This is a genomic window from Janibacter sp. GS2 (assembly GCF_051200835.1).
GTDB lineage: Bacteria > Actinomycetota > Actinomycetes > Actinomycetales > Dermatophilaceae > Janibacter.
Genome location: NZ_CP195161.1, coordinates 2,777,095 through 2,798,889 on the forward strand (window position 1 = coordinate 2,777,095; position 21,795 = coordinate 2,798,889).

21 protein-coding genes and 1 riboswitch are annotated in these 21,795 nt (G+C 71.4%); of the genes, 10 read left to right on the top strand and 11 right to left on the bottom strand.

Annotated features, from left to right (window positions below):
- Nucleotides 1-59: 59 nt before the first annotated feature.
- Both ACR9E9_RS13345 and ACR9E9_RS13350 read left to right on the top strand, forming a co-directional pair.
- The gene (locus tag ACR9E9_RS13345) at nt 60-392 is read left to right on the top strand and encodes an ArsR/SmtB family transcription factor (RefSeq protein ID WP_435199239.1); all 333 of its coding nucleotides are present in this window, start codon (nt 60-62) and stop codon (nt 390-392) included.
- Nucleotides 389-889 (top strand): SRPBCC domain-containing protein, encoded by a 501-nt coding sequence (locus ACR9E9_RS13350; RefSeq protein ID WP_435199241.1) that lies wholly within the window; start codon nt 389-391, stop codon nt 887-889. Before ACR9E9_RS13345 ends, ACR9E9_RS13350 begins: the two co-directional genes overlap by 4 nt.
- A 21-nt stretch (nt 890-910) precedes the next feature.
- On the opposite strand, the gene ACR9E9_RS13355 is transcribed toward ACR9E9_RS13350, so the two are convergent.
- On the bottom strand, nt 911-1,249 hold the full coding sequence (locus ACR9E9_RS13355) for a cupin domain-containing protein (protein ID WP_435199243.1): 339 nt from the start codon (nt 1,247-1,249) through the stop codon (nt 911-913).
- An 86-nt stretch (nt 1,250-1,335) separates the two neighbouring features.
- On the opposite strand from ACR9E9_RS13355, the gene ACR9E9_RS13360 reads away from it, so the two are divergent.
- On the top strand, nt 1,336-1,773 hold the full coding sequence (locus ACR9E9_RS13360; protein ID WP_435199245.1) for a VOC family protein: 438 nt from the start codon (nt 1,336-1,338) through the stop codon (nt 1,771-1,773).
- Here ACR9E9_RS13360 and ACR9E9_RS13365 read toward each other — a convergent pair.
- The 7 genes from ACR9E9_RS13365 to ileS all read right to left on the bottom strand — a co-directional run bounded on the left by ACR9E9_RS13365 (nt 1,736) and on the right by ileS (nt 9,186).
- Nucleotides 1,736-2,632 carry an alpha/beta fold hydrolase gene (locus ACR9E9_RS13365; RefSeq protein ID WP_435199247.1) on the bottom strand — a complete coding sequence of 299 codons (897 nt, stop codon included), beginning with the start codon at nt 2,630-2,632 and terminating at the stop codon, nt 1,736-1,738. The two genes, ACR9E9_RS13360 and ACR9E9_RS13365, sit on opposite strands and share 38 nt — an antisense overlap.
- A gap of 20 nt (nt 2,633-2,652) precedes the next feature.
- On the bottom strand, nt 2,653-3,249 hold the full coding sequence (locus ACR9E9_RS13370; protein WP_435199249.1) for a maleylpyruvate isomerase family mycothiol-dependent enzyme: 597 nt from the start codon (nt 3,247-3,249) through the stop codon (nt 2,653-2,655).
- A 37-nt stretch (nt 3,250-3,286) separates the two neighbouring features.
- Nucleotides 3,287-4,282 (bottom strand): RNA polymerase subunit sigma-70, encoded by a 996-nt coding sequence (locus tag ACR9E9_RS13375; protein WP_435199251.1) that lies wholly within the window; start codon nt 4,280-4,282, stop codon nt 3,287-3,289.
- A gap of 83 nt (nt 4,283-4,365) precedes the next feature.
- The gene (arr, locus tag ACR9E9_RS13380) at nt 4,366-4,788 is read right to left on the bottom strand and encodes an NAD(+)--rifampin ADP-ribosyltransferase (protein ID WP_435203661.1); all 423 of its coding nucleotides are present in this window, start codon (nt 4,786-4,788) and stop codon (nt 4,366-4,368) included.
- A 22-nt stretch (nt 4,789-4,810) separates the two neighbouring features.
- On the bottom strand, nt 4,811-5,515 hold the full coding sequence (locus ACR9E9_RS13385; protein WP_435199253.1) for an LrgB family protein: 705 nt from the start codon (nt 5,513-5,515) through the stop codon (nt 4,811-4,813).
- Nucleotides 5,512-5,871 (bottom strand): CidA/LrgA family protein, encoded by a 360-nt coding sequence (locus ACR9E9_RS13390; RefSeq protein WP_435199255.1) that lies wholly within the window; start codon nt 5,869-5,871, stop codon nt 5,512-5,514. Before ACR9E9_RS13390 ends, ACR9E9_RS13385 begins: the two co-directional genes overlap by 4 nt.
- Before the next feature lie 6 nt (nt 5,872-5,877).
- Entirely contained in the window at nt 5,878-9,186 is a 3,309-nt protein-coding gene (gene ileS, locus ACR9E9_RS13395) for an isoleucine--tRNA ligase (protein ID WP_435199256.1), read from the bottom strand.
- Nucleotides 9,187-9,516: 330 nt separating this feature from the next.
- Nucleotides 9,517-9,581: riboswitch (cobalamin riboswitch) on the top strand.
- Between the two features lie 107 nt (nt 9,582-9,688).
- Here ileS and ACR9E9_RS13400 point away from each other — a divergent pair.
- The 6 genes from ACR9E9_RS13400 to ACR9E9_RS13425 are packed head-to-tail and all read left to right on the top strand — an operon-like array spanning nt 9,689 to nt 16,186.
- On the top strand, nt 9,689-11,014 hold the full coding sequence (locus ACR9E9_RS13400; protein WP_435199258.1) for a hypothetical protein: 1,326 nt from the start codon (nt 9,689-9,691) through the stop codon (nt 11,012-11,014).
- Nucleotides 11,014-12,021, top strand: a complete 1,008-nt coding sequence (locus ACR9E9_RS13405; protein WP_435199260.1) for a hypothetical protein — start codon at nt 11,014-11,016, stop codon at nt 12,019-12,021. Before ACR9E9_RS13400 ends, ACR9E9_RS13405 begins: the two co-directional genes overlap by 1 nt.
- Nucleotides 12,022-12,029: 8 nt before the next feature.
- Nucleotides 12,030-13,184, top strand: a complete 1,155-nt coding sequence (locus ACR9E9_RS13410; protein ID WP_435199262.1) for an energy-coupling factor transporter transmembrane component T — start codon at nt 12,030-12,032, stop codon at nt 13,182-13,184.
- The gene (locus ACR9E9_RS13415; protein ID WP_435199264.1) at nt 13,181-14,818 is read left to right on the top strand and encodes an ABC transporter ATP-binding protein; all 1,638 of its coding nucleotides are present in this window, start codon (nt 13,181-13,183) and stop codon (nt 14,816-14,818) included. Before ACR9E9_RS13410 ends, ACR9E9_RS13415 begins: the two co-directional genes overlap by 4 nt.
- A complete protein-coding gene (locus ACR9E9_RS13420) occupies nt 14,815-15,591 on the top strand; it encodes an ECF transporter S component (RefSeq protein ID WP_435199266.1) in 777 nt (258 codons plus the stop codon). Before ACR9E9_RS13415 ends, ACR9E9_RS13420 begins: the two co-directional genes overlap by 4 nt.
- A 55-nt stretch (nt 15,592-15,646) precedes the next feature.
- A complete protein-coding gene (locus tag ACR9E9_RS13425; protein ID WP_435199268.1) occupies nt 15,647-16,186 on the top strand; it encodes an NUDIX hydrolase family protein in 540 nt (179 codons plus the stop codon).
- Between the two features lie 22 nt (nt 16,187-16,208).
- On the opposite strand, the gene ACR9E9_RS13430 is transcribed toward ACR9E9_RS13425, so the two are convergent.
- Nucleotides 16,209-16,970: a lysophospholipid acyltransferase family protein gene (locus ACR9E9_RS13430; RefSeq protein ID WP_435199270.1), complete on the bottom strand. Its 762-nt coding sequence runs from the start codon at nt 16,968-16,970 to the stop codon at nt 16,209-16,211.
- 81 nt (nt 16,971-17,051) lie between these two features.
- Here ACR9E9_RS13430 and valS point away from each other — a divergent pair, with 81 nt between their 5' ends.
- Nucleotides 17,052-19,673, top strand: a complete 2,622-nt coding sequence (gene valS / locus ACR9E9_RS13435) for a valine--tRNA ligase (protein WP_435199272.1) — start codon at nt 17,052-17,054, stop codon at nt 19,671-19,673.
- Here valS and ACR9E9_RS13440 read toward each other — a convergent pair.
- Together ACR9E9_RS13440 and clpX are read right to left on the bottom strand one after the other, a co-directional pair.
- Nucleotides 19,670-20,398 carry a hypothetical protein gene (locus ACR9E9_RS13440; protein WP_435199274.1) on the bottom strand — a complete coding sequence of 243 codons (729 nt, stop codon included), beginning with the start codon at nt 20,396-20,398 and terminating at the stop codon, nt 19,670-19,672. The two genes, valS and ACR9E9_RS13440, sit on opposite strands and share 4 nt — an antisense overlap.
- A 21-nt stretch (nt 20,399-20,419) precedes the next feature.
- Nucleotides 20,420-21,700: an ATP-dependent Clp protease ATP-binding subunit ClpX gene (gene clpX, locus ACR9E9_RS13445; RefSeq protein ID WP_435199276.1), complete on the bottom strand. Its 1,281-nt coding sequence runs from the start codon at nt 21,698-21,700 to the stop codon at nt 20,420-20,422.
- Between the last annotated feature and the right edge of the window lie 95 nt (nt 21,701-21,795).

A 21,795-nucleotide genomic window follows, 5' to 3' on the forward strand; every position in this document is an offset into this window, starting at 1 on the left:
GCGGATCGGATTCCCGCCCTTCGTTGATAGGTGACCAAACGGTCACCTATCTTTGACGGGTGACCGATGACGACCTCGTGTTCAAGGCCTTGGCGGACCCGACCCGCCGGGTGCTCCTGGACGCGCTCTTCGAGCGGGACGGACGCAGCCAGTCCGAGCTCGAGGAGGTCGTGCGCGAGCACGCCGAGATGACGAGGTTCGGGGTGGCCAAGCACCTGCGGCTGCTCGAAGAAGCCAACCTCGTCGTCTCCCGCAAGCAGGGGCGGAGCAAGCAGCACTTCCTCAACGCCGTCCCCATCCGGGCGATCCACGACCGCTGGATCGGCAAGTACACGGCAGCACGGACGTCCGCGCTGCTCGATCTCAAGAGAGCACTGGAGGACGAGTCATGAGTGAGTCACGCGCAGAGCAAACGACCCAGATCCACCGCATCTTCATCAACGCCACCCCGGAGAAGGTCTGGGAGGCGATCACCACCCCCGAGTTCAGCCGGCTCTACGGCTACACGGGTGACGTCTCCTACGACCTGCGGCCAGGTGGCGCGTACGCACACCGGGCGAGCGCGGAGATGCTGTCCATGGGACTGCCCGAGATCGTCGTCACCGGGGAGGTCCTCGAGTCGAACCCCCCGCGTCGGCTCGTCCAGACCTGGGCGCCCGTCTGGATCGAGGACGAGAGCCCCGGCACGCTGACCTGGGACATCGAGCCCACCGGGGAGGGCGCCACCCGCCTCACCCTGACCCACGACCTCACCGGTCGCCCGCAGACCGCTGCCCAGGTGGCGGGCAACCCCGACCCCTCCGCGATGGGCGGCGGCGGCTGGCCCTGGGTCCTCTCCGGCCTCAAGACCGTCCTGGAGACCGGCACACCGATGGAGCCCACGGGCTGAGTCCGGCTCGGCGAAGGGGGCTCAGGCCGGGGCGGCCGCCGGGTCGAGCATGAGGAGCTGGAAGACCGCGTCGCTCACGGCGCGGACCTCGTGCGGCACGTGGGTGTCGAGGTTGGCGACCGCCCCCGGGCCGAGCACGAGCGACTCCTGCCCCACGACGAACTCGACGCTCCCGCTCAGGCACTGCACGAGGATCGGGAAGGCCGCCGTGTGCTCGGCGAGCACCTGCCCGGCGGTGAAGCGAAACATCACCACGCGGACCCCGTGCCCGACGAGGGCCTTCTTCACGCCGGGTCGACCCCCTTCCCGCTCGGGAGCGAGGTCGAGCAGTCCGTCGGCGTGCAGCAGGGTCGTGGCCATGACCCCACGCTAGGGCGCATCGCTGACCTGTCGAGACCAGCGACAGCCACGGTCGCCGATCGCCCCGACCCGCTAGCGTGGACCGCATGCCCATCACGCTTGAAAACATCGGCATCGCCGTCCGCGACCTCGAGGAGGCGATCGCCTTCTTCACCGACCTCGGGATGGTCGTCCTCGGCCGTGACACGGTCCGCGGAGAGTGGACCGAGACCGCGGTCGGCCTCGACGGCAACCACGCCACCATCGCCATGCTCCAGACGCCGGACGGCAACGGCCGCCTCGAGCTCCTCGAGTACATCCACCCGGAGGCGATCGAGACCAACCCCACCCTGCCCCACGAGATCGGCATGCACCGGGTCGCCTTCTCGGTCGACGACATCGATGAGGCCCTGAAGATCGCCGCGACGCACGGCTGCCACCCGCTGCGCGGTGTGGCGACCTACCAGGACGTCTACAAGCTCACCTACGTCCGGGGCCCCAGCGGCATCATCGTGATGTTCGCCGAGGATCTGACGAAGAGCTGACACCGACCCCGTCCGTCGACGACATCGCCCGCATCGCCGCCGCGACCTGATCCACCGCCGTCTCGGGGATCGTGGTCGCGGCGTCGTCGAGCGCCAGCAGCCGGGCCCCGGGGATCTCTCGCGCGCACGCCTCACCGTTGCCGATCGGGAAGAACGGGTCGCGTCTGCCGTGCACGACGAGCGTGGGGATCGTCAGGTCAGACAGCCGCTCTCGCCAGCGCGGGGCGCAGTCGAGCTGGGTGAAGACCGTGCCCATCTGGTTGGCCATCTGGACCGCGGGCTCCGTGCTCGGCGTGCGGTCCCAGATGCGTTCGGCCGTCGCCCGGGCGACGGCAGGGTCATCACCGAGGACGCCGGCGCCGGCGGCGGCGAACTCCCCCACCGCCGCACGGTCGCTCCAGTCCGGCGGCGAGAGCGCGAAGAGCCGGCCCATGGTCGGCCCGTCGTGGTCGGGCAGGTCGTCGTCGACGGGGCCAGGGGCAACGGGCCGGGTCCCCACGAGGGTGAGCGCCCTGAACGCGTGCGGGTGGTCGAGCGCGGCGACCTGGGCGACCATGCCGCCGACACCGATGCCGGCCACGTGCGCCGGCTCGGAGTCGAGCTCCACGGCGAGTGACGCGGCGTCTGCAGCCAGGTCGCGCAGGGTGTAGTCGGGCGCCTCGGGATCCACGGTGCTCGACTCCCCGCAGTCGCGCAGGTCATAGCGCACGACGTGACACCCGCCGCGCGCGAGTGCCGCACACAGCGAGGTGGGCCACGAGAGCAGGGTTGGTCCGCCCACGAGCAGGACCAGGGGTTGCGCCGGGTCGCCGAAGCGCTCGACCCCCAGGCTGACATCCGTCAGGTCGACCGTGCTCATGACGCCTCCAGGCTGCGTAGTCACCGACCGGGCAGGGGTGTACGGGCGGTGATGACCAGCAGGATCTCCTTGGCGGTCAGGCGCACGGGATCCCCCTCGCCGAGCTGCCAGTCGGTGTCCGTGGCCTGGAGCCTGTGGCCGTGCAGGTCCACACCGAAGAACTTCAGGTTGCGCGGGCCCGCACCGTCCAGGACGTGGCGGATGGTGGCCACGGGTGGGCCCTCGAGAGCCAGGGGCTCGGTGATGTCCAGGCCGTGGATCACGTCATGGGACAACGCGCCGACGGGCCCGCCGCCCGGTGGACGCCATGGATGCTCGACGTTGCTCGCCAGTGCCTGCAGCAGCTGCGCGTCGCTGAGCACCGCGGCGTCGGATCTCGCCGCTCGGTCCGCGAAGCGGGCGAAGCTCCCGCGGGCTCCCAGGAGCCCGCGGGCCACAGCCCACCCGGAGTAGCGGTAGGGCAGGCTCAGGTGGGCGACGACCTCCCGCACCCGCCAGCCGGCGCACAGGGACGCGGCGTCCCAGTCAGCGGGCGTGATCCCTTCCAGCGTGGCGACGAGGCGGCGTCGCTCGGCGCGGGTCGCGGCCCACACGGTGTCGGTGTTCATGGTGGTCATCAGCACACTCCTTGGATCGGGCCCCTGTCACCGTCTCCTACGTCAGTGGTGCGCCGAACTCATCGGTGGCCCCGTCCCCGAGCGCCGGAAGGGTGGTGGGGAGGTCGAACTCGGCGAAGCGGTCGGTGGTGCCCAGGAAGGTCACCACGTGACTCACGGCCCCCTCGCGGAGCTCGACCACCACGATGCCGAACGGGCGGAGCACCCCGTGAGGATCCGGCCGGTACTGCCCGAAGCCCGGGGAACCGTTGACTGCGGTCGCGACGAGCCGGGCACCATCGCAGGCCCCGCTGGTCATCAGGCCCGCCAAGACGTCGCGGCCTCGGACCCACCACGCGAACGGCGGCATCGAGGTGTGGGCGTCCTCGCGCAGCACGGCCCTCAGCTCGTCGACATCGTGCCGCTCGAAGGCCTGCACATACCGGTCGAGCAGGGCACGCTGCCGCTCGTCGCCCTCGTCGAGAGCGTCCGTCGGCGCCGGGTCGCACCGGGCCAACGTCGCTCGCGCCCGTTGCAACGCGCTGTTGACCCCCGCCGTGGAGGTGTCGAGGATGTCGGCGGTCTCACGGGCCGGATACTGCAGGACATCGCGGAGGATGAGCACAGCACGCTGCGTGGGCGGAAGGTGCTGCAACGCCGCGACGAAGGCCAGGCGCAGCGTCTCGCGTTCGACCACGACCGCTGCCGGATCAGTGGCCGCGATCACCCGGGTGTCCGGCATGGGTTCGATCCAGCGGTCCGCAGGAAGGGGTGCACCCAGCGGTGCGCCGGCCTCGGCGGCGGGCCCGAGATCCATCGCCACCGCTCGGCGACCTCGGCTGCGCAGCATGTCGATGCACACGTTGGTCGCGATGCGGAAGATCCACGGATCCACCGGTCCGCGCGCGGAGTCGTAGCGATCAGCGTGTTGCGTGACCCGGATCATGGTCTCCTGGACCGCGTCCTCCGCGTCCGCCGACGAACCCAGCATGCGGTAGCACAACCCCACCAAGGGCCTTCGCCGCTCCTCGAGCACGGCCAGCACGTCCTCCACCCAGCCGATGTTGTCATGCTCCGGACCCCGCCGGTGAGAACCACCGAGGATCCGTGCACCGGTGTCCCGGTGGTGGCGTGGCGTCAGTTGATGATCTCCCCACGACCGCTCGTGAGGAGCGCCGAGAGGCGCTCGCGCCACGTCTGCAGCTGCTCCGGTGTCAGTCGGGTCCACTCCGGGACCTCGCTGAGGATCCGGAGTGGGGCGCTGCTGCGGTACGACCGAGTGGGGTTGCCGGGGAACTTCTTGTCGGTCACGTTCGGGTCGTTCTCGAACACCCCGGTCGGCTCGACCGCGTACACCCGCGGCGTCGCGTGACCCCCGACGAGCTCGGCAGCCAGCTCCGCGGCGAGACCGGCACCATCGACGAGAGCGGTGAAGTAGATGTGGTTCATCACGATCTCGGGACGGTAGTTCGATGGGCGACCTGCCGTCAGGAGGTCGCCCACGCCCAGCGTGGCGATGGTGCCGTGGAAGAACGGGCCCTCATCGAGCGGTGTCGGCAGCACGCCGTCTGGAGCCACCACGTCACACCAGCACGAGGACGACGGGCACGAGCACGCTGGTCACCAATGCGGTCAGCCCCATCGCCAGACCGGCAAAGGCTCCCTCGACGGCATCATCGTGCAGCGAGCGGGAGGTGCCGATCCCGTGGGAGGACGCGCCCACCGCCAGTCCGCGGATCCTGGGGTCGCGGACACGCAACCGGTCGAGCAGAGCGGGTCCGAAGACGGCGCCGAGCATGCCGGCCACGATCGTGAAGACCGCGACGAGCGCCGGGATGCCACCCACCTGGTCGGTGACGGCGATCGCCACCGGCGTCGTCGCGGCCTTGGGCGCCATCGTGCGCTCCAGGGCCTGACTGCCTCCGAGGGCGCGCACGGTGAGCGCCGCGGAGCCGACCGAGACGAGCGCCCCCACGGGAATCGCGACGAGCAGCGGAAGGAGCATCTCGCGCAGATGGTGGGCCTGGCGGTACAGGGGTACGGCGAGGGCCACGGTCGCCGGACCCAGGACCAGGTGGATCAGCGCGCCGCCGCCCATGTAGGTCTCGTAGTCGACACCGAGGACGAGCAGGAGCGCCACGAGGAGCCCGGCCGCCAGGACGACCGGTTGCGCGAGCGGGTGCCCGCCGGTGCGGGTCTTCACCCACAGCCCGGCCCGGTAGGCGAGCAGGGTCACGAAGATCCACGTCAGCGGGGAGTCCCGCAGCTGATCGAGTGCGGCGCTCATGCCCTCCCTCCCGAGGCGCGGTCACGCAGCAGCAGCGAGGCGACGACCGCGACGGTCACCAGGCCGGCGGCCCAGGAGAGCACGAGCCCACCGGTGGCGGGCAGCCACTGCTGCCGGATCGCCCCGGCGTGCACCATGATCCCGACGGAGACCGGCACGAAGAGCAGCTGGAGGTGCCCCAGCAACCCGTCGGCCACCCGCAGGGTCCCCGACCCCGGGCCCGGGCGACGCACGCACAGGGTCGCGAAGAGTAGCACCATCCCCACGACCGGGCCGGGGACCGACAGCCCGAGGGAACCGACGATCACCTCGCCGACCAGTTGGCAGCCGAGGATCCACAGGACTCCGTTGATCATCGTTCCTCAGAGACGGGTGACCTTGACGCGCACCAGCTCGCTGCCGGAGAGGTCGGCTTCGACCACCCCGTTGCCCAGCGGCAGCGCCTCGAGCTGCGGCGCGGAGCCGAACTGCCCGGCGAGGGTCTCCTCGACGATGAGGTTCTGGTGGGTGGCCGTGGCCTCCCACACCTTCTGACTGCCGGTGATCGTCAGGCTGATCCGGTCGGAGACCTCCAGACCCGCCTGCTTGCGGGCGTCCTGGACGGCGCGGACGACGTCGCGGGCCAGGCCCTCCGAGGCGAGCTCGTCGGTGACCTGGGTGTCGAGGACGATGAAGCCACCGATGGAGGCGGGCAGCATCGCCGTGGCGCGCTGGCTCCCTTCGTCATCGGCCGCGACCGTCTCGAGGGTGTACTCCCCCTCGACCAACGCGATGCCGCCGGAGGTGACGGTGCCGTCCTCGGCCACCGACCAGTCGCCGGACTTCGAGCCCTTGATCGCGCTCTGGACCTCCTTGCCCAGGCGCGGACCGGCCGCGCGGGCATTGACGATGAGCTTTCGGCTCACGCCGAACTCCAGCGCCGCGGGGTCGCCGATGTCGAGCAGGCTCACCTGACGCACGTTGACCTCGTCGGCGATGATCGCGCCGAAGTCGGCCAGGGCGGCCGCGTCGGGCACCACGACGGTGAGATCCTGCAACGGCAGGCGGTTGCGCAGCTTGTTCGCCTTGCGCAGCCCGCTGGCGCTCGAGCAGACGGCCCGGGCGGTGTCCATCGCCACGACGAGGTCGTGGTCGGCGGGCAGCAGGTCGGCGTCGGGCCAATCGGCCAGGTGCACCGACCGCCCCCCCGTCAGCCCGCGCCAGACCTCCTCGGTCGTCAACGGGAGAAGGGGGGCCGCCACCCGGCAGAGCACCTCCAGGGCCGTGTAGAGGGTGTCGCAGGCCCGCTGGGCATCCGCCGTCGCGGCGTCGTCGTCGCCGGTGGCCCAGAACCGCTCGCGGCTGCGCCGGATGTACCAGTTCGTCAGGACGTCGGTGAAGCTGCGCGTCGTGTCGCAGGCGCCGGCGATGTCGTAGGTGTCCATGCGCCCGGTCGCGTCCTCGACGAACTCACGCAGCTTGGCCAGCAGGTAGCGGTCCAGCGGGTCGGTGGAGTCGGTCGACCATGTCGCCTCGTACCCCTCCCCCAGCGCATTGGCGTACAACGAGAAGAAGGACCACGAGTTCCACAGCGGGATGAGGACCTGGCGCACCCCCTCGCGGATGCCCTGCTCCGTGACGACGAGGTTGCCCCCGCGCAGGATCGGGCTGGACATGAGGAACCAGCGCATCGCATCGGCGCCGTCGCGGTCGAAGACCTCGCTGACGTCCGGGTAGTTGCGCAGCGACTTCGACATCTTCTGCCCGTCATTGCCCAGGACGATGCCGTGGCTGATGACCGAGGAGAAGGCCGGCCGGTCGAAGAGCGCCGTGGCGAGCACGTGCAGGGTGTAGAACCAGCCGCGCGTCTGCCCGATGTACTCGACGATGAAGTCGCCCGGGAAGTGGTGCTCGAACCACTCCGCGTTCTCGAAGGGGTAGTGCACCTGGGCGTAGCTCATCGAGCCCGAGTCGAACCACACGTCGAGCACGTCCTCGACGCGGCGCATCGTGCTCCGGCCGCTCGGGTCGTCGGGGTTGGGGCGGGTGAGGTCGTCGACGAAGGGCCGGTGCAGGTCCGGCTCGCCGTCGGCGCCGAGCGGAAGGCGTCCGAAGTCGCGCTCGATCTCCTCGAAGGAGCCGTAGACGTCGAGGCGGGGGTACTGCGGGTCGTCGGACTTCCACACCGGCACCGGGCTGCCCCAGAAGCGGTTGCGGGTGATCGACCAGTCGCGCGCGTTCTCGAGCCACTTGCCGAACTGGCCGTGCTTGACGTGCTCGGGAACCCAGGTGATCTGCTCGTTGTTCGCGAGCATCCTGTCCTTGATCGCCGTGACCTCGACGAACCAGGACTCCACGCCCTTGTAGATCAACGGTTGCCGGCAGCGCCAGCAGTGCGGGTAGGAGTGCTCATAGGACTCGCGGCGCAGCAGGATCGTGCCGGGGCTGACCGAGTCGGTCTGCTCGCCGCGGGTGGTCGCCTTGAGCGCGTCGATGATCGGGCCGTTGGCGTCGAAGACGAGCAGGCCCGCGTAGTCGGTGACGGGCGCGGTGAAGGCGCCGTCCTTGCCGACCGGCATGACGGCCTCGATGCCCTCCCGGTCGGTGACCTCCTTGTCGACCTCTCCGAAGGCACCGGCCGTGTGGACCAGGCCCGATCCGTCCGTGGTGGTCACGGCGTCGTCGGCGGTGACGACGCGGAAGGCGCCCTCGTGGCCGGCGTAGTACGACATCGGTGGGGTGTACGTCCGGCCGACGAGCTGGGCGCCGGTGTAGCGGCCCACGATCGTCGGCTCCTCGCCGAGCTCACGCGCGTAGTGGCCCAGCCGGGCCTCGGCCAGGACGTAGCGAGCGGACTCCCCTTCGACGCCGGGGACGGGCGCCTCGACGACGACGTAGTCGATCTGCGAGCCGACCATCACGGCGAGGTGGCTCGGCAGGGTCCAGGGGGTCGTCGTCCACACGAGCAGGCGCGCTCCGTCGAGCACGGGGTCCTCGCCGGTGGTGTCCATCGTCAGGCCGACCGTGACCGAGGGGTCCTGGCGCTGCTGGTAGACCTCGTCGTCCATCCGCAGCTCGTGGTTGGACAGCGGCGTCTCGTCCTGCCAGCAGTAGGGCAGCACGCGGAAGCCCTCGTAGACCAGGCCCTTGTCGTACATCGACTTGAAGGCCCAGATGACCGACTCCATGAAGCCGGGGTTGAGCGTGCGGTAGTCGTTGTCGAAGTCGACCCACCGGGCCTGGCGGGTGACGTAGTCGCGCCACTCGCCGGTGTACTTCAGCACCGACTCGCGACAGGCCTCGTTGAACTTCTCGATGCCCAGCTCGCGGATCTCGTCCGTGGTCTTCAGCCCGAGCTGGCGCATCGCCTCGAGCTCGGCCGGCAGCCCGTGGGTGTCCCAGCCGAAGCGCCGCTCGACCTTGTGTCCGCGCATCGTCTGGTACCGCGGGACGACGTCCTTGACGTAGCCGGTGAGCAGGTGACCGTAGTGCGGCAGACCGTTGGCGAAGGGGGGCCCGTCGTAGAAGACGAACTCGTTGGCCCCGTCCTCGCCGGTGTCACGGGCGTCGATGGACGCCTGGAAGGTGCCGTCGGCGTCCCAGTAGTCCAGGACGTGCTTCTCGACCTCGGGGAAGCTGGGGGAAGCGGCGACGGTGGTCGCGTCGGTGGTGGAGACCTTGGGGTAGGTCATCGCGGCGGCTCCGGGGGTACTCGGCGTGGTCAACTCGTCCGTGCCACGAGGACGATGTCGTGGCCTTGCGCACACGCACCGCGGTACCACCCCGCTTGTCCACCCCCTTCGGACGAAGGGAGGAGACCGCTCTTGGTCGATCGGTCGTGACGTGACCACCCGTCCGGGTCTAGTGAGGTGCGGTGCACCCGTTCTTCCGGAAGGCTCGCCGCTGATGACGGCTCGAACGCCTGTGCTCCAGTGTAGGGGCAGGACGACGGGGGCTCACGCCACCCCGGCGACGCGAGTAGCATGGTCCCAGCACTGCCGCCAGGCAGTCGCGTGCCCGAGGGGAAGCCGGTGCGAGTCCGGCGCTGTCCCGCAACCGTGAGCCGTCACCGGCGAGCCGGAGCACCTGGGGCGACGCGAGGCTCCGTCACCACCCGTCGAGGACAACGGGTCGAGCCCGACGCACAGAGCGCCCGGGTCAACGGCCCCGGTCCCAGCCCGAAAGGTCGCTCCCGTGCGCTCCCTCCCCACCCTGGCCCTCACGGCCACCCTCGGCGTCGTGGGCATCGCTGCGGCGCCGGCCGCCTCGGCCGCCTCCCCGGACGACTCCGTCGCCTACCTCGCCGCGCAGCTCGCGGCCGGCGACGGGCGTCTGACCACCGAGTCCGGGGGCCAGACCTTCGACGACCTCGGCCTGACGATCGACGCCGTCCTCGGCATGAGCGCGGTCGGCTCCGGCGGCGACGCCTCGGCCACCGCCACCGACTACCTCCTGGCGAACGCGAGCACCTACTACGGCTCCGGTGACGAGCTCTACTCTGCCGCCACGGCCAAGATGCTCACCTTCGCCAGCGCACGCGGCCTCGACCCGACGGACGTCAACGGGGTCGACCTCGTCGCCCAGCTGCGCTCGCTCGAGCAGGACGGCGGTCGGTTCGCCGATCAGTCCGAGTTCGGCGACTACTCCAACGCCCTCGGCCAGTCCTTCGGCCTCATCGGTCTCAAGCGAGCGGGCGAGACCCCCTCGACCGCCTCGGTCGACGTCCTGCTCGACCAGCAGTGCCCGGACGGCGGCTTCGCTCTCGAGTTCACCACGGGATGCATCTCCGACCCGGACGCCACCGCCACGGCCGTCCAGGCCCTCGACGCCGTCGGCGGGAAGGGCGACGCCGTCCAGGAGGCGGCCGGCTACCTCGAGAGCCGTCAGGACGCCGACGGCGGCGTCGGTGGCGGCGCGACCACGGAGGGCGCCAACGCCAACAGCACCGGCCTCGCCGCCGTCGCCTTCCGCCTCGCCGGACGCGATGCGGCCCGCGCCGATGCCCTCGGCTACCTCGAGGCACTGACCTTCGACTGCGAGACGCCGGCCCTCGCCGGAGGCGTCGCCTACAACCAGGACGACTTCGACGCGGCGACGGCGCAGGGCGAGCAGGCCGGCCCGGACGGCACCATCACGCGCGCGACTGCCCAGGCGATGCTCGGGCTGACCGAGGAGTCCTACGCCACGGTCTCCGCCGCCGGCCAGTCCGCGGCGGCTCCGGCCACCGACTGCGACGCCCCGGGGCCGAGCGACGGCACGGGCGACGGCGCGAGCGACGGCACGGGCGACGACGTCACCGGTGCCGGCGACGGTGCCGGTGCACCTGGTGCCGGTACCGGCGCAACCGGCGACTCCGGCACCTCGGCCGGCTCCGACGGCGCGAGCACGCCGGAGATCCCGGCCGTCGTGCAGACCGACGATGAGACCTCCGGCGCCCCCTTGGGGCTGCTCGCCCTCGGCGCCGGCGGCCTGGCCGCTGCCGTGGTCATCGCGGCCCGGGTCGCGGGGCAGCGTCGCTGATGCCCCATGTGCTCGCCCGTCTCGGCATGGCCGCCCTCCTCGCGGGGGGAGGGCTCGCCGCTGCCTCCCCGGCGCAGGCTGCCGCGTGCACCGGGAGCAGCGGGGTGACCGTGGTCGTGCAGGGCGGAGCGTCCGCCGACGTGCGCTGCGCCTCCGGCGACCCCGGGAGTGCCGGCGCCGCACTCACCGCCGCCGGCTTCTCGGTCGAGCAGGTGCAGACCCAGCCCGGCGCGGTGTGCACGATCAACGGTGCCCCCACCACCTCCTGCGTCCGGATGCCCCCGAGCAGTCGGTACTGGGCCTTCCACCACGCCGCGGCGGGCGGCTCCTGGAGCTACGCCAGCACCGGCGTCTACGCCTTCGACCCGAAGCCGGGGACCGTCGTCGGGTTCCGCCTCGGCTCCGGAGCAGCACCGAGCGTCGCCCCACCGACGGCCGCTCCCGCCACGACGACCAGGCCCCAGCCCGCCACGACTCCCCCGCCCACATCCTCCGCGAGGCCGACGCCGAGCTCCACCGACGCTCCCTCGACCTCCGCGCCTCGCAGCAGCGCCGCCCCCACCGGATCGACCGGCGGCGGATCCCCCTCCTCGGCCGCCGGGTCCCCGGCCGGGGCACCGCCCTCGAGCGGCGCCCCCACGGGCACGCAGCGGGACTCCCCCACCGCGTCGCCCAGCGCCTCGTCGGCGCCGTCGGTCACGCAGCAGCAGGGTGAGGAGAGCACCCGGGACGAGGCCACCACGCGGCAGGACGAGACCACCCGGGACGACGCGACGAAGGACAGCTCCACGCAGGACGGCACGACGTCGAGCACGACCACGTCGAGCTCATCCACCTCGTCCACGTCGGCCGCACCGAGCTCCAGCGATGACGACGCCACCGCGGCTCCCCGGGACACCGGGAGCGGAGGTGGTGGCGGCTCGGTCATCCCGGCAGCGATCGGTGGCGGGCTGCTCCTCGTGCTCGGCAGCAGCGCCGTCGCCGTGGCTCGCATGAGGAGGGACTGACCCCCTTCGTGCCCTCCTCGACCCCCCGCGCGGTCCACCCGGGCGCCTGGTGGCTGTGGGCCGTCGGGCTCGCGGTGGCGGTCTCCCAGACGACGAACCCGCTCGTGCTGCTCCTCGCGGCGAGCGCGGTGACCTTCGTCGTCATGGCCCGGCGCAGCAGCTCACCGTGGGCCCGGGCCTTCCGGCTGTACGCGATCCTCGGGGCCGCCATCATCGTGCTGCGGATCGTGCTGCACGTCCTCGTCGGCCTCAAGTGGGGCGAGATCATCGTGCTCCCGCTGCCGACGATCGAGCTGCCGAGCTGGGCGGCCGGCATCAACCTGCTCGGCGACGTGCGGCTCGAGGGTCTGCTCGCGGCGATCTTCGAGGGCATGCGCCTGGCGACGATGATCCTCTGTGTCGGCGCGGCGAATGCCCTCGCCGACCCGAAGCGGCTGCTCGCGGCGCTGCCCGGTGCCCTGCAGGAGATCGGTACCGCGATCATCGTCGCCATCAGCGTCGCGCCCCAGCTCGCCGAGTCGGTCCGCCGGGTGCACCGGGCCCGCCTGCTGCGGGGGGACGGGGCCCGTGGGGTGCGCGCCTTCCGCCGGGTGGCGATGCCGGTCCTCGAGGACACCCTCGAGCGGTCCATGGCGCTCGCCGCGTCGATGGACTCGCGTGGATACGGCCGCCGCGATGAGACCACTCCGGCCCGGCACCGGCTCACCGGGATGCTCACGCTCGGCGGCCTCCTGGGCATCTCGGTCGGCAGCTACGGCCTCCTCGACGCCACGAGCCCGGACTGGATCGGCCTCCCGCTCCTCCTCGTCGGCGTCCTCCTCGGCGCCCTCGGGCTGGCCAGCGGCTCGACCTCGGTGACGCGCACCACCTACCGCCCCTCCCCCTGGCGCCTGCCGGAGACCCTGACCGCGGGGTGCGGGATCGTCGCCGCGGCCACGGCCTTCGCGAGCGCCGCCTGGGAGCCGAGCACCCTGACGATGCCGCTCGCCCCGATCGCTCCCCCGCCCCTGCCGTGGCTGCTCACTCTCGGGCTGCTCGTCGCCACGCTGCCCGGCCTGATCACCCCCGAGCCGCCTCGCCCCCGGGAGCGCGACCGGCGCGGGCGCATCACGGCGACCGGGCCGACCACCGAGACCGTCCCGACCGAAGGGAGCCACCCGTGAGCTGGGCACCCGAACCGGCTGTCGTCTTCGAGGACGTGACGATCACCTATGACGGGGTCGACACCCCCGCACTGCGGCGGGTCGACCTGACGATCGAGGAGGGCGAGCTCGCGCTCGTCGTCGGCCGGACCGGGTCGGGCAAGTCCACGCTGCTCGGCGCCGTCAACGGCCTCGTCCCGCACTTCACCGGGGGCCACCTGCAGGGCCGGGTCCTCGTCGCCGGCCGCGACACCGCAACCCACCAGCCGCGGGACCTCGCCGATGTCGTCGGTGTCGTCGGGCAGGACCCCCTCGCCGGCTTCGTCACCGAGACCGTCGAGTCCGAGCTCGCCTACGGCATGGAGCAGCTCGGTCTGCCGCCCGCGACCATGCGACGTCGGGTCGAGGAGGCCCTCGACGTCATGGACATCGCCGACCTGCGGGACGTCCCGCTGCGCGATCTCTCCGGCGGTCAGCAGCAACGGGTGGCCATCGGCGCGGTGCTCACCCAGCACCCGCAGGTCATCGTCCTCGACGAGCCGACCTCGGCCCTGGACCCGACGGCCGCCGAGGACGTCCTCGGCGCGATCTCCCGCCTCGTGCACGACCTGTCGACGACGGTCATCGTCGCCGAGCACCGCATCGAGCGCGTCATCCACCACGCGGACTCGCTCGTCCACGTCGTCGACGGCCGGGTCGAGCACGGACCCCCCGCCACGGTCATGATCGGGGCGAGCGTCGCGCCGCCCGTCGTCGAGCTCGGCCGGTGGGCGGGCTGGACACCGCTCCCGCTGTCCGTGCGCGATGCCCGCCGGGCGGCCGGCCCCCTTCGTCGCGCTCTCGGGGAGGTGCCGGCGCCGACCCCACCGGCACCGCAGGCCGGGGGTCTCGAGGCGAAGGGCGTCCGCGTCACCCACGGCCGCCTCATCGCGGTCGACGACGTCGACCTCACCCTGCGTCCGGGCACCGTCACCGCACTCATGGGCCGCAACGGCTGCGGCAAGTCCTCGCTGCTGTGGGCGCTGCAGGGCTCGGGTACCCGCGCCCGCGGCGCGATCCGGGTCACCACCGCCGACGGCGAGGTCGACCCGGCCCAGCTGAAGCCGGCGGCCCGCCGTCGCGCCGTGGGACTCGTCCCGCAGACCCCCGCCGACCTGCTCTACCTCGACACGGTCGGCGCCGAGTGCCACCGCGCGGACGTCGATGCGCAGGCCGAGCCGGGGACCTGCGCGAGCACGCTGGAGAGCATCGCCCCGGGCGTCTCCCCCGACACGCACCCGCGCGACCTCTCCGAGGGCCAGCGGCTCTCCCTCGTGCTGGCCGTCCAGCTCACCGCGGACCCGCCCGTGCTCCTCCTCGACGAGCCGACCCGGGGGCTGGACTACACGGCCAAGGCGGCGCTGTGCCGGGCCCTGCACGCCCTCGTCCACCGCGGCCGCACGGTCCTGCTGTCCACGCACGACGTCGAGTTCGTCGCCGAGGCGAGCGACCGGGTCGTCATCATGGCCGACGGCGAGGTCATCGCCGACGGGCCGGCCGCGGAGGTCATCATGTCCTCGCCCGCCTTCGCGCCCCAGGTGGCGAAGGTCCTCGCGCCCGCTCCCCTCCTGACGGTCGCGGCGGCGCAGGCGGCCGCGGGCGAGGTGCCCTCGTGACGCGAACGGCCGTCCAGCTGCGTCCGCGGGCGATCATCGCGATCGGCCTCACGTCGGTCGCCGGGCTGTTCGCCTTCCTCTGGCCGCTCCTGATCTCCCCCGACACCGGGCTGTCCCACTCCGGTGACGCTCCCCTCGTCTTCGCGGCGATCCTCATCGGGGTGCTCGCCGTCGTCCTCGCCGAGGTCAGCGACGGTGGCCTCGACACCAAGGCGGTGGCGATGCTCGGGGTCCTCTCCGCGGTCGGCGCAGCCCTGCGTCCCCTCGGGGCCGGCGCCGCCGGGCTGGAGACGGTCTTCTTCCTGCTCATCCTCGCCGGACGCGTCTTCGGTCCCGGCTTCGGCTTCATCCTCGGTGCGACGACGCTCGCCGCGAGCGCGCTCCTCACCGCCGGCGTCGGGCCGTGGCTCCCCTTCCAGATGCTCGCGGCCGCGTGGGTCGGGCTGGGTGCCGGACTGCTGCCCCGGGCGAAGGGGGCCCTCGAGATCGTCCTGCTCTGCGGCTACGGGATGATCACCGGTGTGCTCTACGGGGCGGCGCTCAACTTCTCCTTCTGGCCCTTCACCGTCCAGGGCGAGGAGTCCCTCTCCTTCGTCGCCGGAGCGCCCGTGCGCGAGAACCTCACCCGCTTCCTCGCCTTCTCCCTCGCGACCTCGCTCGGCTGGGACCTGGGGCGGTCGCTGACCAATGTCGTGCTCATCGCCATCACCGGACGCCCCGTCCTCGGCGCCCTGCGGCGCGCGGCCCGCCGTGCCTCCTTCACCTCCTCCTGAGCCGCTGCGACGGCCCGGGGGCCGACCCGCTCGAGCGTCTGCGAGGATGGCGATCATGCCGACGGACCTCGACCGCCAGGAAGCGTGGCTCAGCCGCGAGGAGCTCGACAACGTCCGTGGACGCGTCCCGATCCTCTACGTCGCGGCCGTCCCCGTGCACGTCGCGGACAACGGTGAGGTCACCGGCGTCGGCCTGCTCCTGCGGGGGAAGTCCTCCGGAACGATGGAGCGTGAGCTCATCGCCGGGCGGGTCAACTACCACGAGAGGGTGCGCGACGCCCTCGTGCGGCACCTCGAGAAGGACCTCGGCCCGATGGCCCTGCCGTCGGTCCCGGCCTCACCCGTGCCCTTCACCGTCGCCGAGTTCTTCCCGACGCCGGGGATCACTCCCTTCCACGACCCGCGACAGCATGCCGTGGCACTGAGCTTCATCGTCCCGGTCCGCGGCGACTGCGCGCCCCAGCAGGATGCGCTCGACCTCGCGTGGCTGACCCCCGAGGAGGCCAGCGAGACCGGGCTGCACGCCGAGATGGGTGGCGGACACGGGGCCCTGCTCCAGCAGGCGCTGAGCCACCTGGGCCACAGCAGGTTCTAGCCGGACCGGCGCACGGACCCGCTCACTTGGTGAACTGGTCCTTCTTGCGAGTCATGTCCTTGTGGTCCTTGGCGTACGCGGCCTCGTAGGTGGGCGCCGTGCCGCCGAGGCGGGCCGGGTGGAAGCGCAGCTCCTCCCCCTTCGGCTCCGGGTAGGCCGCGATCGTCTCCTCGAGCATCTGCTTCATCACCTCACGAAGGTGGGCGGTGACCTCGTTGATGTCGTCGTCCGGTCCGACGTGGATCGGCTCGCCCACGGTGACGTGGATCGGGGTCTTCGTGCGGCCGAGCCGCTTGGGCACGTCCTTGGTCCAGATCCGGTGGGCGCCCCACACGATCGTCGGCAGGAGCGGCACCCCGGCCTCCTGCGCCATCCGGGCCGAGCCGTTCTTCAGCTCCTTGATCTCGAAGGAGCGCGACATCGTCGCCTCCGGGTAGACCCCGACGACCTCACCCTCGCGCAGCTTGTCCACCGCCTCCTTGAAGGCGCCCCCGCCGGAGTGCCGATCGACGGGGACATGCCCCAGACCGCGCATGAAGAACCCGGCGACCCGGTGCTGCCAGATCGACTTCTTGGCCATGAAGCGCACCCAGCGGTGGCTCTTGCGAGCGCCCAGACCGGCGAAGACGAAGTCGATGTACCCGGTGTGGTTGATCGCCATGACGGCTCCGCCCCGGCGCGGGACGTGCCGCTCGCCCGCGAGGGTGAAGCGATAGCCGTTGACGAAGAACAGGGTCCGGGCGAACATGATGATCGCTCGGTACAAGGGCTCGGGTCGGCTCATGCGCCACAGCCTACGACGTCGTCGGCTCCCGGGGCAGGACCGATTGGCCCGGCAGTCCACGCCAGTGGGAAGATTCGCACCATGACCGAGCACCCCCCTGCCCTCGACGCCGCCCGCATCCCGGACCGCCCCTCCCTCGACGGTCTCGAGGACACCTGGGGCAGCGTATGGCGCGAGCAGGACCTCTACGCCTTCGAGCGTCAGGGCGGGCCCGAGCAGGTCTTCTCCATCGACACCCCGCCGCCGACGGCGAGCGGATCGCTGCACATGGGGCACGTCTTCAGCTACACCCACACCGACTGCATGGCGCGCTACAAGCGGATGCAGGGGTTCAACGTCTTCTACCCGATCGGCTGGGACGACAACGGCCTGCCGACGGAGAAGCGGGTGCAGAACTACTACGGCGTCCGCGGCGACTCCTCGCTGCCCTACGACCCGGACTTCACTCCCCCCTTCGAGGGCACGACGAAGACGATCAAGGCAGCCGACCAGGTCCCGGTGAGCCGGGCGAACTTCATCGAGCTGTGCGACGAGCTGACCGTGCGCGACGAGGAGGCCTTCGAGTCGCTCTTCCGGCGCCTCGGGTTCAGCCTCGACTGGAACATCCAGTACCGCACCATCGACGAGCACTCCCGGGCCACCGCCCAGACCGCCTTCCTGCGCAACCTCGCCCGCGGCGAGGCCTACACCGCCGAGGCGCCGGGCCTGTGGGACGTCACCTTCCAGACGGCCGTGGCCCAGGCCGAGCTCGAGGCGCGGGACTACCCCGGCGCCTACCACCGCGTCGCCTTCCACGGCGCGGACGCTCCGGTGCACATCGAGACCACCCGTCCCGAGCTGCTGCCGGCCTGTGTCGCCCTCATCGCCCACCCCGACGACGAGCGCTACCAGCCGCTCTTCGGCTCCACCGTCACCTCCCCGATCTTCGGGGTCGAGGTGCCGGTCGTCGCGCACCCGGGCGCCGAGATGGACAAGGGCGCGGGCATCGCCATGTGCTGCACCTTCGGCGACCTCACCGACGTCATCTGGTGGCGCGAGCTGCAGCTGCCCACGCGCTCCATCGTCACGCGGGCCGGCCGGATCCTCGGTGAGACCCCGCAGTGGGTGCCGGAGGCGAAGGGGGCCGAGGTCTTCGCGCAGATGTCCGGCAAGACCGTCCACTCGGCCCGCGAGGTCGTCGTCGAGGCGCTGCGTGCCTCCGGTGACCTCGAGGGCGAGCCGGAGAAGACGCAACGCAAGGCGAACTTCTACGAGCGCGGCGAGAAGCCGCTGGAGATCGTCACCTCGCGCCAGTGGTACATCCGCAACGGTGGCCGCGATGCCGAGCTCAACCAGCGACTGCAGGACCGGGGCGACGAGGTCGACTTCCACCCCGGCTTCATGAAGTCGCGGTACAAGAACTGGGTCGCCGGGCTCAACGGCGACTGGCTCATCTCCCGGCAGCGCTTCTTCGGCATCCCGATCCCCGTCTGGTACCCGCTGGACGCCGAGGGCCAGCCGCAGTACGAGGCGCCGCTCGTGCCGACCGAGGAGCAGCTGCCGATCGACCCGATGGCGCAGGTGCCGCAGGGCTACACCGAGGACCAGCGCGACGTCCCCGGTGGATTCACCGGCGACCCGGACGTCATGGACACCTGGGCCACCTCCTCGTTGTCCCCGCAGATCGCCGGCGACTGGCTGGGCACCGAGCGCGGCGAGAACGACCTCTTCGACAAGGTCTTCCCGATGGACGTGCGCCCGCAGGGTCACGACATCATCCGCACCTGGCTCTTCGCGACCGTCGTGCGCGCGCACTTCGAGCACGGGTCGGCTCCGTGGAGGCACGCCGCGATCTCCGGGTGGATCCTCGACCCGGACCGCAAGAAGATGAGCAAGTCCAAGGGCAATGTCGTCACCCCCGAGGACGTCGTCGTCGAGCACAGCGCCGACGCGGTGCGCTACTGGGCGGCATCGAGCCGTCTGGGCACCGACGCCGCCTACGACACCGGGCAGATGAAGATCGGCCGACGGCTGGCGATCAAGCTGCTCAACGCGAGCAAGTTCGCGCTGGGCTTCGGCACCGTCGAGGGCGACCTCGCGGCCGCGGTGACGCACCCGCTCGACCAGTCGATGCTGGCCGGTCTGCGACAGGTGATCACCGAGGCGACGGCCGGTTTCGAGGGCTGGGACTACACCCGCAGCCTCTCGGTGACCGAGACCTTCTTCTGGACCTTCTGCGATGACTACATCGAGCTGATCAAGGACCGTGCCCACGGGGCCGACGGCCAGGACCCGGAGGGCACCGCCTCGGCGCGCGCCGCCCTTCGCCTGGCCCTGGACGCCCAGCTGCGACTGCTCGCCCCGGTCCTGCCCTATGCGACCGAGGAGGTCTGGTCGTGGTGGAAGTCCGGGTCCGTGCACCGCGCCGCATGGCCCACCGTGGAGGAGCTTCCGGCGGCCGGTGACCCGGCCGTCCTCGGGGCCGTCGGTGAGGCCCTCGGCCAGGTCCGCAAGGCCAAGTCCGACGCGAAGGTCGGCATGCGCAGCGAGATCACGACGGCCACGCTCGTCGCGCCGGCCGCCACCGCAGCGCTCGTGCGCGTCGGCGAGGCCGACCTGCGCCGGGCCGGGCGCCTCACGGGAGCCTTCGACCACGTCGAGGGCGACGCGGTGACGCTGCGCGACGTCGACCTCATCCCCTTCGTCAAGCCCCCGAAGAGCTAGCCCGCGCCCTCCCCCTCGCGGAGCAGGTCCGGCGCGGGGCCGGGCGAGAGGCCCGGCACCCGCCACGCACCCGCGGCCCTGGCGCCGCCGGTGACACGGCGGTGGCCGGTGGGTTGCACGAGGATCCACGGCACGCCCCACCCACCCAGGTGCAGCCCCTTGGTGACGAAGGCGGGTTCCTCGAGGGGCACGACCCGACCGGAGGCGGGCTCGTAGACGATGAGGTCATCCGCCCCCTCCCCGGGGAGGACGAGCGTCACGTGGCGGGGCAGCACCCGGTTGCCGACGTAGAGGGCGGCCGGTTCGCCCTCGACGACGAGATCGAGCAGGCGGCGGTACCTGGCCCGCAGCGACTCCTCCGAGTGACCGCGGACCGAGATGATCCGATACCGGGTCCCGGGGCGCGAGGCCCCGTGCTCCAGCTCCTCCTTCAGGCCCCACGGGGGTGTGCCCAAGGACCTCGGCCAGGCGATCGACAGACCGCCTCCGGGTGCCGACCACCCGTTGGTGCGCGAGTGCACGTGCCGCTCCCAGGAGGCGAATCGCTCGTCCCGGGAGCTCCCCTCGGCTCCCGGCACGGCGTGGCCCTCACCGTCCTCGATCCAGCGGGCGAAGGGCGCATCGACGAGCATCCGGGCGACAGCCGCACAGGCGGCCCCACACGTCGTGGGGCTGCCCTGTCTCGGGCCCTGTGACCCGGCAGCCAGACGGAAGCGTGTGCTCACGCACCCATCCTGTCAGGTGGGTCAGGCGGAGCGCTTGTGCTTGCGCTTGGTGCCGCTCTCCTCGTGACGCACGATCGTCGGCAGGACGTTGTGGCGCACGACCTCCTCGGTGATGACGATCTGCTTGATGCCCTCGTCGCTCGGGGCGTCGAACATCACCGGCAGGAGAACCTCCTCGAGGATGGCTCGCAGACCACGGGCACCGGTGCCTCGGGCGATGGCCGACTCGGCGATGGCCTCGAGCGCGTCGTCGCTGAACTCGAGCTCGACCCCGTCGATCTCGAACATCTTGCGGTACTGCTTGACCAGGGCGTTCTTCGGCTCGGAGAGGATCTGCACGAGCGCGTCGCGGTCGAGGGGCGAGACCGTGGTGATGATCGGCAGTCGGCCGATGAACTCGGGGATGAGTCCGAACTTCATCAGGTCCTCGGGCATGACCTCGGTGATGGCCTCGGCGAGGTCGGTCGACTTGTGCAGCTCGGAGCCGAAGCCCAGGCCCTTCTTGCCGACCCGGGACTCGATGAGCTTCTCCAGGCCGGCGAAGGCGCCCCCGACGATGAAGAGCACATTCGTCGTGTCGATCTGGATGAACTCCTGGTGCGGGTGCTTGCGCCCACCCTGCGGGGGGACCGAGGCGGTCGTCCCCTCGAGGATCTTCAGCAGCGCCTGCTGCACTCCCTCGCCGGAGACGTCACGGGTGATCGAGGGGTTCTCCGACTTGCGGGCGACCTTGTCGACCTCGTCGATGTAGATGATCCCCTGCTCGGCCTTCTTCACGTCGTAGTCAGCGGCCTGGATGAGCTTGAGGAGGATGTTCTCGACGTCCTCGCCGACGTAACCGGCCTCGGTCAGGGCCGTGGCGTCCGCGATGGCGAAGGGGACGTTGAGCATCCGTGCGAGCGTCTGGGCGAGGTAGGTCTTGCCGCAGCCCGTGGGGCCGATGAGCAGGATGTTCGACTTCGCGATGTCGACGTGGTCCTCGTCGCGCTTCGCGGAGGCCCCGTCCTCGGCCTGGACACGCTTGTAGTGGTTGTAGACCGCGACGGCGAGCGCCTTCTTCGCCTTGTCCTGGCCGACGATGTAGGTCTCGAGGAAGTCGAAGACCTCACGCGGCTTCGGCAGCTCCTCGAGCCCGAGGTCACCCGAGTCGGTGAGCTCCTCCTCGATGATCTCGTTGCACAGGTCGATGCACTCGTCACAGATGTACACGCCCGGACCGGCGATGAGCTTCTTGACCTGCTTCTGCGACTTGCCGCAGAAAGAACACTTGAGCAGGTCGCCGCTCTCTCCGACTCGTGCCACGTCCGGTCCTCTCTCATGACGGTGTCGACCCCTCCGGCCGACCTCCTCGACGGTACCCACACGGGGGTGCGTCCGGGCCCATTCGACACCCCCGG

Bases quoted from the DNA above. Each gene is read 5' to 3' on its own strand.
- ACR9E9_RS13350 (WP_435199241.1), top strand. From the start codon at position 389: ATGAGTGAGTCACGCGCAGAGCAAACGACCCAGATCCACCGCATCTTC.
- ACR9E9_RS13355 (WP_435199243.1), bottom strand. From the start codon at position 1,249: ATGGCCACGACCCTGCTGCACGCCGACGGACTGCTCGACCTCGCTCCC.
- ACR9E9_RS13360 (WP_435199245.1), top strand. From the start codon at position 1,336: ATGCCCATCACGCTTGAAAACATCGGCATCGCCGTCCGCGACCTCGAG.
- ACR9E9_RS13365 (WP_435199247.1), bottom strand. From the start codon at position 2,632: ATGAGCACGGTCGACCTGACGGATGTCAGCCTGGGGGTCGAGCGCTTC.
- ACR9E9_RS13370 (WP_435199249.1), bottom strand. From the start codon at position 3,249: ATGACCACCATGAACACCGACACCGTGTGGGCCGCGACCCGCGCCGAG.
- ACR9E9_RS13385 (WP_435199253.1), bottom strand. From the start codon at position 5,515: ATGAGCGCCGCACTCGATCAGCTGCGGGACTCCCCGCTGACGTGGATC.
- ACR9E9_RS13390 (WP_435199255.1), bottom strand. From the start codon at position 5,871: ATGATCAACGGAGTCCTGTGGATCCTCGGCTGCCAACTGGTCGGCGAG.
- ileS (WP_435199256.1), bottom strand. From the start codon at position 9,186: ATGACCTACCCCAAGGTCTCCACCACCGACGCGACCACCGTCGCCGCT.
- ACR9E9_RS13405 (WP_435199260.1), top strand. From the start codon at position 11,014: ATGCCCCATGTGCTCGCCCGTCTCGGCATGGCCGCCCTCCTCGCGGGG.
- ACR9E9_RS13425 (WP_435199268.1), top strand. From the start codon at position 15,647: ATGCCGACGGACCTCGACCGCCAGGAAGCGTGGCTCAGCCGCGAGGAG.
- ACR9E9_RS13430 (WP_435199270.1), bottom strand. From the start codon at position 16,970: ATGAGCCGACCCGAGCCCTTGTACCGAGCGATCATCATGTTCGCCCGG.
- valS (WP_435199272.1), top strand. From the start codon at position 17,052: ATGACCGAGCACCCCCCTGCCCTCGACGCCGCCCGCATCCCGGACCGC.